At 44.2% G+C, this 14,417-nt stretch carries 12 protein-coding genes and 1 pseudogene; all 13 read right to left on the reverse strand.

Going from position 1 to position 14,417, the window contains the following annotated elements:
* Positions 1-40: 40 nt before the first annotated feature.
* Positions 41-1,115: pseudogene (locus ACHZBS_RS09505) on the reverse strand (IS5 family transposase).
* Between the two features lie 380 nt (positions 1,116-1,495).
* Positions 1,496-2,818 (reverse strand): TRAP transporter large permease subunit, encoded by a 1,323-nt coding sequence (locus tag ACHZBS_RS09510; protein WP_319406257.1) that lies wholly within the window; start codon positions 2,816-2,818, stop codon positions 1,496-1,498.
* Complete coding sequence (locus tag ACHZBS_RS09515; RefSeq protein WP_319406258.1) at positions 2,815-3,357, reverse strand: TRAP transporter small permease subunit; 543 nt, start codon at positions 3,355-3,357, stop codon at positions 2,815-2,817. Before ACHZBS_RS09515 ends, ACHZBS_RS09510 begins: the two co-directional genes overlap by 4 nt.
* Before the next feature lie 98 nt (positions 3,358-3,455).
* Entirely contained in the window at positions 3,456-4,502 is a 1,047-nt protein-coding gene (dctP, locus tag ACHZBS_RS09520) for a TRAP transporter substrate-binding protein DctP (protein WP_319406259.1), read from the reverse strand.
* A gap of 389 nt (positions 4,503-4,891) precedes the next feature.
* Positions 4,892-5,872 (reverse strand): methylmalonyl Co-A mutase-associated GTPase MeaB, encoded by a 981-nt coding sequence (gene meaB, locus ACHZBS_RS09525; RefSeq protein ID WP_319406260.1) that lies wholly within the window; start codon positions 5,870-5,872, stop codon positions 4,892-4,894.
* A 34-nt stretch (positions 5,873-5,906) separates the two neighbouring features.
* Positions 5,907-6,296, reverse strand: a complete 390-nt coding sequence (locus ACHZBS_RS09530) for a carboxymuconolactone decarboxylase family protein (RefSeq protein ID WP_319406261.1) — start codon at positions 6,294-6,296, stop codon at positions 5,907-5,909.
* A gap of 84 nt (positions 6,297-6,380) precedes the next feature.
* A complete protein-coding gene (locus tag ACHZBS_RS09535) occupies positions 6,381-8,081 on the reverse strand; it encodes a methylmalonyl-CoA mutase family protein (RefSeq protein ID WP_319406262.1) in 1,701 nt (566 codons plus the stop codon).
* 9 nt (positions 8,082-8,090) lie between these two features.
* Positions 8,091-9,257: a thiolase family protein gene (locus tag ACHZBS_RS09540; protein WP_319406263.1), complete on the reverse strand. Its 1,167-nt coding sequence runs from the start codon at positions 9,255-9,257 to the stop codon at positions 8,091-8,093.
* A complete protein-coding gene (locus ACHZBS_RS09545) occupies positions 9,254-9,679 on the reverse strand; it encodes an OB-fold domain-containing protein (RefSeq protein ID WP_319406264.1) in 426 nt (141 codons plus the stop codon). The genes ACHZBS_RS09540 and ACHZBS_RS09545 overlap by 4 nt, the downstream gene beginning before the upstream one ends.
* 15 nt (positions 9,680-9,694) lie before the next feature.
* Entirely contained in the window at positions 9,695-11,251 is a 1,557-nt protein-coding gene (locus ACHZBS_RS09550; protein ID WP_319406265.1) for a long-chain-fatty-acid--CoA ligase, read from the reverse strand.
* 130 nt (positions 11,252-11,381) lie between these two features.
* The gene (locus ACHZBS_RS09555; protein WP_319406266.1) at positions 11,382-11,786 is read right to left on the reverse strand and encodes a cobalamin B12-binding domain-containing protein; all 405 of its coding nucleotides are present in this window, start codon (positions 11,784-11,786) and stop codon (positions 11,382-11,384) included.
* A gap of 55 nt (positions 11,787-11,841) precedes the next feature.
* Entirely contained in the window at positions 11,842-13,047 is a 1,206-nt protein-coding gene (locus ACHZBS_RS09560; protein WP_319406267.1) for a thiolase family protein, read from the reverse strand.
* A gap of 63 nt (positions 13,048-13,110) precedes the next feature.
* Positions 13,111-14,385, reverse strand: coding sequence for a thiolase family protein (locus ACHZBS_RS09565; protein WP_319406268.1), 1,275 nt, complete (start codon positions 14,383-14,385; stop codon positions 13,111-13,113).
* Between the last annotated feature and the right edge of the window lie 32 nt (positions 14,386-14,417).

Raw genomic sequence — 14,417 nt, forward strand, 5'->3', positions numbered from 1 at the left:
GGCCAATCCAATGAGATATGGCCGCCATTATCCATCGCATTTAGCTTGTTTCCATCAGGTTCCGTATCCGGATCAGGTTGTGGGCGGTTGTTGCTAAGGTAAAGATTGCATCGACCCGCTCTCTGCCCCGATGATGCAGTTTGCCAAGACAACCGATGGTCTTTAGCCATCCGAAAACCTCCTCCACCCATTTTAGAATTCTCAAGTTGAGGCGGTATCCCTCGTAACGGGTGGTTCGGCAATCAATGCTGATCCCTTTTTCTTCTGTGCGACATGGGCCTGTCGCTTTGCGTCCAAGGCACTTATCAGCGAAGTCAGCTGTATCGTAGCCCTTGTCGGCACCGACGGTGATCCGATGGCAACCGGGAACGTGTTCGATCATATCCAGGGTAGCATCGCGCTCAGACGTTTCGCCGGCCACCGTTACAGCGGGTATCAACCACAAGGCCGTTGCGGTTTTCCATCAGCGCATGGCCCATGTAGCACAGCCTGGATTGTTGCCCTTTGGCCTTTTTGTATAACCGGGCATCCGGGTCGGTGGTGGAACCATGCGTACCATTGGTTCTTTCTGGCCGCGACAGTCAACGGTCGGGTTACGTCCCGGATCATCATCGGAGTTGTCGTCAGAATCCTTTGGCCGAAAGCTTTTCATCGAGGCCCAGGCTTCCAGCAAGGTACCATCCACGGTGAAATGCTCATCGCTGATCAGGTTTTTCTTTTTGGCCTGATCCCGGATGGAACTGAAGAAAACCGATGCCATTTGCGTATTGAGCAGCCGATCCCGATTTTTGGAAAACACGGAATGATCCCAAACCGCGTCATCCATGAAAAGACCGACAAACCGACGGTAGAGCAGGTTGTAATCAAGCTGTTCCATCAACAATCGTTCGCTGCGGAATTATAGAACACCTGAAGTAAAGAAGCTCTGAGCAGATGCTCCGGGGGAATGGATAGCCTTCTGGTATGGGAATATAGATCCGAAAAATACCCATGCATCTGCTCAAATGCTTGATCGACCATCTTTTTGATTTCACAAACGGTTGGTTATCTTGATAGCGTTATTCCAGAAATACATAACTGAACAAGAATTCTTGCCTTTTTTGGCTGCCCCTCATCACAATCCTTCATAAATTCAATTGGTTTGTTGATGTAAGCAATATAAATCATCTATACAAAGTCTCAAGAGAAAAATATTTTCAGAAAATTTATTTTTGCATACAAAGAGAAAAATCGGTTATCATTTCAAATACCGCGTTTCGGCGAAAACTGCCTCCCAATTTTTATTCAGATCTCTCTCACCAGATCATCTGGTAGCTCCTTTGCAAATTAAAGGAAATATGGTACACTTCTAGTTGATTTGCTCACATGACGTTGAGTGTCTTCATTCTCATTCAATCTTCAAATTTATCTTGGAATTCCCGGCTCAAGATCTTGCCACGAACATTCATAAACCGGGGATTCAGGATGAAAACGGCTTGTGCTGTATTATGGTTTGTTATGAAGGGCCTCCCAGCAGTTTGTAAGCCAGCCAGGTGGCAATATCGGGGAATATCATTATGACTATAAGGGCCGCCAGTTGGACAGCGGCGTATCCGATCACCGAGCGGTAGATATCGGCCATGGTTATCCCTCTTGGAACGATCCCTTTAAGGTAAAACAGATTGAAGCCAAACGGCGGGGTCATGTAACCGAGTTCCATGTTCATGACGAACAGAATACCGAACCATAAAGTATCAAATTTGTAATATTCAACGACTGGCAGAAATACGGGAAGACAAATCATCATGATTCCTGCGGGGTCGAGTAGCATACCTAGAAACAGAAGAATAGCTTGCATGAAAATAATGGCTCCCCAGCGACCGCCAGGAATGTGTATCATCAGTTCTTTCATTAATTCGGCTGCACCCATGGAATCATAGGCAGAACTGAAGCTGTAGGCGCCAAAAATGATCCACATGATCATACTTGACACCCGTAATGTCTTTATAGAAGCCTCCTTGACAACGGGCCATTTCAACTGCCCATACACCTTGGCCGATATAAGGGAGCCTAATATCCCCATTGCCGCGGCCTCCGTCGGGGTGGTGACGCCTCCCATGATGGAACCTAAAACCATGAGCACAACGATAATCGGCAAAATAACCGATTTAAGCGAAATAATTTTTTGCTTCCAGTTGCCTCGTTCCTCTTCTGGAATGGGCGGTCCCAGAGAAGGATTGAAGAAACATCTTATAAGAATATAACTCGACACCATAACAAGGCACAGTAGACCAGGCATAACACCGGCGGCAAACATCTTACCTACTGATTCTCCGGTAAGCAGACAGTAGAGGATCATGGTAACACTGGGCGGGATAAGTATTCCCCAACTGCCTCCGGCATTAATGCACCCCAAGGCCAAGCTTTTATCGTATTTGTATTTAAGCATGGAGGGAAGCGCAATAGTTCCCATAGTAACTACCGCCGCACCGCTGACTCCGCACATAGCCCCAAAAATGGCGCAGATCACACATGTACCGACGGCAAGTCCTCCTCCGAGGCCCCCAAACCATAAATACATCGCATCGTACAGGGCATTGGCCATTCCCGCCTGTTCCATTATCATGGCCATGAAAATAAACATGGGGATGGCAACGAGGGTAAATTTATTCATGTTCCCCCAGGTAAGGGCGACCTGCATATAGAAAGACTCCGGCCCCCAGGTAAAGTACAGGAAGATAATTGACACGCCACCCAGGGAAAATGAGAGCGGAAGGCCCATTAACAAGCAAATAAGAACCGCGCCGAAAAATAATATGGACAACATGGTAACACTCATACCGGATGCCCTCCTTGAACCTCTGTCTTTGCTTCTATCCGGATCCCAAGAAGAATATAAAGATTCTGAATAAGTTTACTCACGCCCTGCAAAAATAAGAGCGCACCTCCGATGGGAATCATCATCTTGAACGGCCAAATTGGAGGATTCCACGCTGACTCGGATGTCTCGAAGCGGGACAGGGATTCCCATGCCATTTCCCATCCCATCCAAATGAACATTCCTGCAAACAGAAAAAACATGATCGATGTGACGATGTCGCAGGCGGCCCGGGTTTTAGGTGGAAATTTAGCATAAAGGATATCCACGTTTACATGACCGTTGATGCGAAGCACCTCTCCTCCCGTAAGGATGGCGTAAGCCCCGAAAATCAACTGGACAAGTTCATTAGCCCATGTCGTTGGAGCATTGAACAGATATCTTCGGAATACCTCCACCAACAACAGGCTAAAGATTACAAAGAGCAAATTATGCGCGAGCCTTCCAATCCACGCATTGGTCGTGTCTATCGATTTGATGAAGTATTTCAGAAATCCCATGATGTCCCTCTCAAAAGACAACAGTAGATGCGACTTGAATGGGAGTGTAGAGGTTCTCCCATCCAAGCCACTTAATTTAGGCAACCTTCAATTGCTATTTAGAGGTAACCCAGTTGTTCCATCATCTCTTTTAACATTTTCACTGCCTTGGCGTTTTCCGGACTTTTTGCGCCTTCTAAGTCCCATAGATTAACGGCCTGCTTGGTGATTTTCTTCATTTCCTCAGGTAAAATTTCTAAAACTTCAACATTGTATTTTTTTTGGACGTCTGACAGGGCCATCGAATTAAGGTAATCGTATTCGATGGAATACGTGATATAATGATTTTCCATTACACCAATGAAAGCCTTCCGAATATCATCCGGAAGCTTATCGATAGCCTTTTGGTTGGTGATGTAGCATGTTGCCCCGGCGATGGTAAGGGAAGGCTTCAGATGATACTTACATACTTCATAGAATCCCATTTGTTCTGATGCCAGGGCTGCCCCCCAGTGGGCCCCGTCGACCACACCGGTGGACAATGCCGCATAAATCTCTGACCCTGGAATATTTGATGCTGCGGCGCCCATTTCATTTAGAAGGTTCGCCAGTGCACCATAGGAACGAACCTTTAAACCATTGAAATCCTCAAGTGTGTGAACCGGTTTTTTTAGGACAAACTCCGTCCTGTAGACATTGTCCGTCACATAAAAAATGCCATCCTTTTTGCAGGCGGCTTGCATCATTTTTTCAAATCCCAATTTCGAATGAAAATAGATGGCTTCATCAAGGGTTTTAAAAGAAAATGGCAAACCCGATGCGATACTTGCCAAGGGTACCCGATTTTGAAAATATCCCGGGACAGAAGTTCCCATTTGGATCATTCCTCGACTGACGGCGTTGTATGTTTCCGTGTTTGGAACGAGAGCCCCCGCATTATAGGGTTCGATGATTAGCCGTCCGTTAGTCGCTTCTTTTATCTTTTCAACAATGGCCAACCCGCTGAGCTTATATGCCGGGCTCGCTTGAGGCCAGTGGGTTTGAAGCTTCCATTTGATCACTTTGTCGTCTGAAACGGCTGTTCCGGAGAAACCGATGATTAGCAAGCAGATGGTGATGATGCAGATGATAGTGTTGGAAACAAGTATACTTGATTTTCTTTTCATTTGTTCTCCCTTTTCACAGGTTGTCATGGTTTTTTTGAGGTTTCAAAAATCCGGAAACAATAGAGTACCTGCAACTATAGTTTTCTGATTAATTTGCTCTTGTTCTAATATGAATAGCTCTCAAAAGGAAGTTACACATGTCACAACTACTAAAAAGGATGATTAGATCATAACAAACGCAAACAGAACTGCATTGTAATAATATCGGTTTTTAATAATCCTTATTTAGCGGGTAAATGTTTTCTTTGGTTTTCAGCCTATTTTGGAGGCTACAATTTATTTCGAAGCATTAATTTCCTCCTTCCATTTTATTATTGATTATAAGAAAAAATGTGTAAACATCATTCCCATTATAATGCAGGCACCGATGATGATCGATATTTATGACTTTATTTCTTTATATAATTTGAACAATATGCTTTAAAAGGTTCAACGATTTCTTCTACGTAGCTATATGGATTTTTTTCCCTGTTAAAAATTTTTTTAATAATTTCATCATTGGCATCATTTTCTTTAATCAAAGCTTTAAGTGTTTTGTGTATTTCCCATTCAATCATATTCATTACATTTTTTTCTATTCTCTTGATACGTATATTCTGTAGTTTTTTACAACCTTCAAGATATTTTCGGTGTTCCAGTATTTTATCAACTAAGTTATCAACACCATCGTTGTTAATTGCGATAGTTTTTATAATGGGTTTATTCCATGAGTTATTCGATTCGCTCAATGCTTTTAGTAAAGTTAATTCTGAAACAAGTCGGCCTGCCCCCTCTCTATCGGATTTATTGACAACATAGATGTCACCGATTTCCATTATTCCTGCTTTTAGTGTTTGGATTTCATCCCCCATACCAGGGATTGAAATCAAAATTGTTGAATCTGCTGTTTTAACAATATCAAGTTCGTCTTGCCCCACCCCAACTGTTTCTAATAATATAAAATCTTTCCCAAACGCATCTATCAGTAAAATAGCTCCCGTGGTTGCTTTTGAAAGGCCGCCCATGGCTCCTCTCGTTGCCATGGATCTAAAAAAAACAGTGCCGTCCTTTATGGATTTTTGCATGCGCAAGCGGTCACCAAGAAGGGCACCGCCATGAAAAGGACTGCTGGGATCGACAGCAATAATTCCGACGCTATTTCCCCGCTGAGTTAATGTTTGTGTTATTTTGTCTGTAAGCGTACTTTTTCCTGATCCTGGGGGGCCTGTAATTCCGATGATATAAGAATGGCCCGTTTTCGAATAAAGTTTCTTGAGAGCTTCGACTGCGGCAGGTTGATCATTCTCTACCATTGTAATCAACCTCGCCAAAGCACCTACAGATTTATTTTCGAAATCCGATATCAACTCTGATATTCTTTTTCTTTCCATTTGACCACTTTTTATTGATACGCTTTTTGTATTTTTATATTTCCTGGTTTAATTCTTTAAGTTCTTCCACAAGAATCGGTAATCCCATTGTAACGGAATGTATACCTAAAATACTTACCAGTTCAAAAACCTCCATTATTTCTTCTTTTGTAGCTCCATATTTAAGCGCATTTTTGATATGCACTCTTGTTCCTTTTGCGTGAAGATGGGTACATGATGTATCAATAGCAATGTAGATCAATTCCTTAATCTTCGGAGCCAACACGCCTTTTATCCATGGTTTCGATGAAAAATTCATATACGCCTCGAAATAATCCGGATCCATTCTCAATAAATCTCCAAACGCTGCCTCTTTCCAGTATCCTCGTAAATTGATAAATTTATCTTTTATTTCTTCTTGTCTTGGCGTTAATTCTTTTTCCATTATGTCTTCTCTTTCTAATCTAAAAGTATGTTAATTATGGACAATTATTTAACTTGTCATTTTGAAAATTTTTAGCGAATCGATTTATCTTAAAGACATCGAAGGTTTCGCCTCCCAACGTCCCCAAACTTGTCGCAACGTGTCGCATATCTCTCCAACGGTTGCATAACTTTTTACTGCTTCCAATATCGCCGGAATGGTGTTTTTATCATCACTTGCAACAGATGCCAGATTTTCAAGCGTTTTTTGCACTTTCTGTTTATTCCGTTTTTTTTTGAGCTCTACGAGCCTTTCAATCTGCTTTTTTTCTTCTTCGGCTTTACCTTTAAAGGCTTTTACAGGGTTTTCGGTTCCTTTTTCATCTGATTGAAATTTGTTAACTGCTACCTTTATGCGCTTGCAACTTTGCATCTCTTTGAAATTTTCATATAAGGATCGATTAATAAGCGTTTCGTAATACCCATTTTCGATGGCGATCGCTGCTTTACCCATCTCATCTATTTTTTTGATTAGACCCATTGCTTTTTTTTCAATCTGATCGGTTAAATACTCCAAGTAATATGAACCCCCGAGAGGGTCTACGGTATCGGCCACGCCACTTTCATAGGCAATGATTTGTTGGGTTCGAACAGCAAGCCGAGCTGCTTGTTCCGATGGCAAGCTCAACGCTTCATCATATGAAGGCAAGTTCATTGAGGGCACGCCTCCCAACGATAGCGCCAACCCCTGAATTGTGGTTCGGATGATATTGTTCATCGGTTCCTGATAGGTAAGTGGAGCTCCTGAACCGAACCCGACGATATGCATCATCATCGATTTTGGATTCTTGGCACCAAATCGTTCTTTTAAAATCCTGGCCCACATTCTACGAATGGCTCTGAATTTCGCTACATCTTCTAAAAGGTTCTCGCCGCGGGCAGATACCAGAAATTCGTTTTTTGAAGCGACGTCATCAACGTTAACTCCTCGTTCAATAGCGCATTCGAGATATTGAATGGCATTCGCCAGAGAAAAAGCGACGCCTTCGATGGGTTTTGCTCCCATACTGGCCATATGTTCCCCGGATATTTGCAATGGGGACCAATTTGGAAGATTACGAACACAATACTCAACGGCATCAGTTGTAAATTTTAACGACGCCTTGATTGGAAAGATTTGGGTACCACGCCCGGCATACTCTTTCAAAATATCATTTTGGGTCCCACCATGAATACGATCCGGATCAATCCCTTGTTTTTCACATAAAGCCAACAGCATCGCTATCCAGATGGGAGCGATGGCATTCGCAGTCGTGCGGATCGATGTCATTTTCTCAAGAGGTATCCCGTCGAAAATTCTTTCCATATCTTCCAAAGAATCGAAAGCGACACCACATTTTCCAACTTCCTGGCGAGCCAAAAAATGATCAGAATCGTATCCAATTTGAGTCGGCAAATCCAACGCGATGAAGATCCCACTCAACCCTCGGGTTAACAGGTCCTTGATACGACGATTAGTCTCATCGGCAGAACCAAACCCCGAATATTGCGACATTTCCCAAAATTTACGACGATACATATTGGGCTCATTGCCACGCGTATATGGATACTGCCCGGGAAAGCCGATATCCTCTATATAGTCCACACCGCCCTCTTCCAGATCCAGTGGTGTATACAGTGCCTTTACTGGGATCATCCCTTTGGAAGCGGTGAATTCAGCACTCCGTTCTCCATACTTTTCAACCCAAGGAGAAAGAGTTTTTTCTGACCATTCTTTTTCACAGGCTACAAGTTTATTAGTATCCATTTTTTTCCTTTATCTCTTGAGTATGATTACGGTAGCAGCAGCCGTATCATCTTCGACAAATCCTCCTGATGTCTGGACTAAACCCACCTTCGGATCAAAAGTTTGTCTACCTCCTGCTTCTCCTCTCAGTTGCCATACAACCTCTGCCACCTGCGCCATTCCGGTAGCGGCCACCGGATGCCCCCGGCCAGCCAATCCGCCGCTGGGGTTAACCGTGATGTTTCCTGTTATTCGAGTGCGGCCCTCATCAAGCAATCTGACCGCCTCTCCCTCAGGGCAAAACCCGAGTTCTTCGTAATGGCAAAGTTCAATCGGCGCCATGGCGTCGTGAACTTCCGCCACGTCGATGTCCTCCGGTCCAACTCCAGCCAGCTCATAAGCGCTTTTGGCAGTTAATGCGATTGTATTCTCCGGTTCAGAATTATTAGGATCTTGAAACTTGCCTGATCGTAGGGAACAAGAGATGATTGTAACCAAGGGCCTGTTGGTAAATTTTCGGGCCATCGCTTCCGTACACAAAATTGCCGCCGCGGCACCATCACCCATCGGTGCGCACATGTATAGATGCAAGGGTTCAGCGATCAGACGGGAACCTAATACCTGCTCCGCTGACAATGGTTTTCGGTTTTGCGCATAAGGATTCATCGATGCGTTGAAACTGTTTTTCTCAACGACTCTAGCAAAATCCATTTTCGTGCAGCCTGAAGTTTGCATATATTTTCTTAGTTTCATGGCGTAGTGCGCTGTGAATTGAAACCCGAAATCCCGCAAGCGAATATCAGAATCGGCAGCCAGAATTTTTATTGATTCGGATGTATCCGGCAAAAAAAGTTTTTCGACACCAACCGCCAAAGCCACATCATGAACGCCGGAGGCTACTTCCAACCAGGCCCCTCGAAAGGCAGTGGTTCCACTGGCACATGCATTTTCCACATTAATGATGGGCAATCCACTTAATCCGGCGTCCCTAAGGATCACTTGACCCCTGACACCTTCTTGCCCGGTAACCAAACCGCCCAGTGAATTTCCTACGTAGGCGACTTCAATGTCTTTGGGTGAAAGCCTGGAATCTTCGATGGCATTCCAGATTGCCGTTCTTCCCAGGTCCATCAGGCTTTTGTCCAAAAATTTCCCGAAGGAATGCATTCCCACGCCCAACACGACTACATTTCTCATCGTGCAGCCCCTTTATCATTATTTACTGTACGAAATTGGAAACCCATCAATTCGTTTCCTTGCTCATCATCACGTATTTTCCCAAGTATCAATTTTACATGGGCACCAATTTCAATTGGTTGATCTGAAATCTCGCCCTGATGAATGATTGAAAAGATTCGTGGTCCTTCAACCATTTTTACGTAACCAACAACATAAGGAACCGGAAAGCCTGGTGCGCCAACATGAAGCACGGAATAGGTATCAACTTTACCGGTTCGGGTCAGTTCTGTCTCCACCATATTACCCCTGGTAACGCAGGCTGGGCATATAACCTTTTTGGGAAAAGCGACAAAATTGCAATTTTTACATCTGCTTCCAATAAGGTAGGGTTCTCCATCTTTTAGCCGGTAGTAAACATTTTCATAGGGCCATGTTTTCATAACTCTTCCTCATGTTTAATGAATGGATCTTTTATGCCCAATCCAAAAAGGCGCCCTCAAATCCTTTTTTGCAATTTTCCCCGCTGCAGTTAAGGGAAATGATTTCATAAATTCGATGCTTTTAGGCTTTTTGAAACTCGCCATCCTTTTTTTTGTAAAAGCGATGATTTCTTCTTCAGTAGCTGTCTTTCCCGGCCGTAAAACTACGATTGCCTTGACTGCTTCACCCCAATTTTCATCCGGAACACCGATTACTGCGGCTTCTAATACTGCAGGGTGTTCATGGATCACATCCTCAACTTCCCGGGCATAAATATTATAACCTCCGCTGATGATCATATCCTTTTTTCGGTCGACTAAAAAAAGAAAGCCATCTTCATCCATTCTTCCCAAATCTCCGGTATGGATCCATCCGTCCTTTAACGCTTCTGCCGTTGCTTCCGGATTTTGCCAATATCCTTTCATCACGATTTTACTGCGCACGGTGACTTCTCCTACTTCGCCACACGCCAACTCATTTTCCTTCTCATCAACGATTTTCACTTCGTTGTTCATGTATGGTCTTCCCGCAGAAGCGAGCCGATCGAATTCATTTTCCGAACCGCCAATTACATGATCGTCGATATTCAATACACTGATAGACATTAATGCTTCGGCTTGCCCATAGCTTTGAGAAAAACAATTACCAAATAATCTTATGGCATTCTTTAGCCTATCCATAGGCATCGGCGCGGCCCCGTAGGTAATCAGACGTAGGCTTTTCAAATCGTATTGGTGAATACCTTCACAATTGCATAACCGAATAAGCGTCGTCGGCACCGTGCTTAATATGGTAACTTTTTCACGTTGAATGGTTTCAAGGATTGCTTTCGGTTCAAAATGTGCGGGAATTATAAACTTGGCCCCTTGCAGAAAAGACACCATGGCACGGAAACCATTGGCATGGGCCAATGAGCCTCCTGATAGAAATACATCGGATTGTTTCATGTGCCAAAATTCCGCTTGTAAATTGTTAAGCACTGTGGAGATGCTTTCGTGGGTGTGAATTGCCCCTTTGGGCACACCGGTCGTTCCACCCGTATAAAATAGCATGGCGATATCGTTTTCTTCTATTACCCATGGGCATGTGAAATTTTTGGAATTATCCAGCAGACTTGAATATTCAATCACGTCTGGATTGGATCCGGAAAAAAATACATAATTCTTAACCTGATCCAATTGACCTTTTAAAGGCAACACCAAGTCGGCCAAACTTGAACTTAAAAAAACAGTTTTTGCACCAGAATCTTTAATAATATGGGCAATTTCAGGTGGTGAAAGCATAGGATTGACAGCAACCCGGATGAGCCCGCTCTTGTATAGGGCAATATCGGTCTCCAAATATTCTACGCAATTGTGGCTTACCAGTGCGACCCGATCTCCTTTCTCCAGTCCAAGATTGATGAGCCCATTGGCAACACTATTGGAGTTTTCATCAATTTCCGCATATGTTCTATCTTTACCGTCACAAACAAGTGCACATCGCTTTTTAAAAAAATTGGCAGCTCGGCTGATGACATATCCCAGTCTCATCTTATTCTCCTATAACAACTGAATCTTTATACGGTAGATATTACTTCAAAAAAGAATTCGCTTACAGAAATACTCGTTCATGAACCTTCATTCGTGAAAACACTGTATATCGTTATTGTGGGTTAACAATCTAACGCATGACGTTATCACGAATATATTGCGCGATCTCCTTTATGGTGGCACCGGGTGTAAATATGGCGCTAACGCCTCCTGATGTTAAAAATGGTATATCTTCAGTGGGTATGATGCCTCCAGCTATCACCAGGACATCGGTGCGGCCTTTTTCTTTTATTTGGTCGATGATTTCAGGCAACAGGTTATGAGCACCTGCCAAAGAACTTAATCCCAAAACATCAACATCTTCTTGTATTACAGCCTGCACAATACTCTCGACGCTTTGTCGGATACCGGTATAAATCACTTCCATTCCTTCGTCACGCAACCCAAAACTAATTGCTCTAGCCCCTTGCTCATGGCCATCCAATCCAGCTTTTGCGATTAGTACTTTAATGGGTGCATTAGAAACGTCTGCCATATCGCACTCCTTATTGATGATCATGTTTCAGCGAATTATCGAAATAAATGCCTACTCACCGTTTGAGGTTTTCCAAAATGGATACCACACCCAGACCTCCGCCGCAGCACGATCCTATTAAGCCATATTTTCCGCGGGTTCTGGCCAATTCGCTCATCGCAAAAATGCATATTCGCGCACCGGATGCTCCATTGGGATGACCATAGGCGATGGCGCCGCCAAGAGGATTCCACCTTTCCGGGTCAACAGACTCACCGGTCTGATTCTCAAGTTCTTTTGCGACAGCTAAATTTTGCACCGCAAATGCTTCATTGCATTCAATGACATCGAGATCCCGGACTTTGATATTGGCTCTTTTCAATGCAATAGGTATGGCGTACGCAGGTGCAATCCCCATTATCTTCGGATCGCATCCACAATCCGCCCCTGTTACCCATCGGGCTGACGGCTCATAATTTAATTCAGCGGCTTTTTCTGAGCTCATCATCAATACAAAAGCGGCTCCATCATTTAAACCGGATGCATTTCCGGCTGTTACGGTTCCGTTTTTTTTGAATGCCGGAGGCAATTTTGCAAGCCCGGCCAAGGTCGTATCAATTCGGGGGTGTTCGTCCTTATTAAAAAGGCATGCCGGTGTTTTTTGATCGCCGGGAATCTCGATTGGAATAATCGCTTTATCCAGAAGCCCATTCTCCATGGCGGCTTTGCATTTCATTTGGCTATTGAAAGCGAATTCATCTTGTCTTTCCCTGTCGATAGCGTACATTTCGGCAAGAATTTCTGCCGTCAGCCCCATTCCCAATTGTTCATCCTCAAATGGAGATAACTGCTGTTTGACTGCTGCTGGAGGAATCAATTTATATGGAGGGGTAAACATGGGAAATTTGGCAAATCGTGTACTATGAGATTCGAAACCGCCAGCAATAACCACATCTGCCAGACCGGATAGAATTTTTGACGCGGCATGATTGATCGCGTCTATGGCCGAACCACATTGCATTTCGATGTAAGACGCTGAGGTTTGGTGCCCGAGCCCAGCATCAAGGGTGGCCCATCTGGCAGGGTTGCTTGATTGGACACAATGCGCCGCGCTTCCTAAAAGAACACTGTCAACCTGGGTTTTTTCCAAAATTTTGGTTTTTTTAACCAACCCTTTGAGGGCAATTGAAGCAAGCTTGGACCCATTAATGTGTTTCAGGGTACCACCGATTCGTCCAAATGCTGTTCTCACACCATCAATCAATAAAACTTCCTTTTGCATTTTGTTTCCTCCGCGACATCTTTTACTTCGCCAGTTGGCTTAAATAAGGTCTCCCTTATAATTTCATTCACGCATAAATACTCCGGCAATTCCTTGTCCTCCACCACCGCAAATCGTTTCGAGACCATAGCGGGCGTTTCTACGCCGCATTTCATAAAGCAATGTGACCAACCTCATCGCACCAGTCGCCCCAATTGGATGTCCTAATGAAATCCCTGAACCATTAACATTGACCTTTGTGTCCATTTCAGCAAGAGACAGTCCCATGAGTTTGGCGTCAGCCAAAACTTGAGCGGCAAAGGCTTCCTGAATTTCGATGAGATCCATATCGTCGATTTCTACACCAGCAATTTTCAATGCTTTAACAACAGAAGCGGGTACTGCCGGGTAGGTCAGACGTGGATCGGCAGCCGCAACGGCAAAAGATTGAACGAAACCCAGGGGTTCAATCCCCAACGCCATAGCCTTCTCTACGGTCATTAAAACAACCGCAGCCGCTCCGTCATTTTCGGTGGAACTGTTGCCCGCTGTACAAATGCCATCTTTGTAAACCGTGGCCAGAGCACCCAATTTTTCAATGGTCACGTCCCTGCGAGGAGGTTCGTCCGTATCGATGACGATGGAGGAACCTTTTCCTTGTTGAACGGTCACAGGAACAATCTCTTCAGTAAATTTTCCTGAATCAATAGCAGAAATTGCCCTCTGATGACTTTTGAAGGACCAATTGTCTACTTCTTGTCGAGTAATTTTCTCTTCCTTTCCGGCAGCTTCAGCCCAGGTCATCATGGAATTTAATTCGCCAAACCTCTCGATGGGTTGGGACATTACGCGGGCTCTTTGAATTCTATCAAAGAAAGGGACTCCCCACATGTCGAGCGATCCGTGTGCTCTAGGCATAAACCCCCATTTCGGATCGTTCTTCCCTCCGATCCCTGCTTTAATAAAATCTCCGGGAATATAAAATTCAGCACGGCTCATACTTTCAACACCACCGGCAACCACAATTTCAGCCATGCCACTCATTATTTTCATTGAGGCAAATTGGATCGCATCAAGCCCAGAACAACATCGCCGGTCAATCGTAACGCCAGGAATTTCCACCGGCCAATTGGCCGCCAAAAGGGACATGCGGGCAATGTTAACCGATTCCCCATTTTGGTATGATTGGCCCATGATTACATCATCCACCAAATCAGGTGATATGTTAGCCCGTTTGACCGCTTGGTCCAAGACAATAGCGCCGAGCTTATAGGCTTCAATATCCTTAAGGGCTCCCATGTATTTCCCGATCGGGGTCCTAGCAGCACTGGCAATTACAATCTTTAATTTTGTTTTCATTTTAAAAACTCTTTTTATGTAGGGTTAATGTT

The sequence above is a fragment of the uncultured Desulfosarcina sp. genome (genome assembly GCF_963664155.2).
Classification (GTDB): Bacteria; Desulfobacterota; Desulfobacteria; order Desulfobacterales; family Desulfosarcinaceae; genus Desulfosarcina.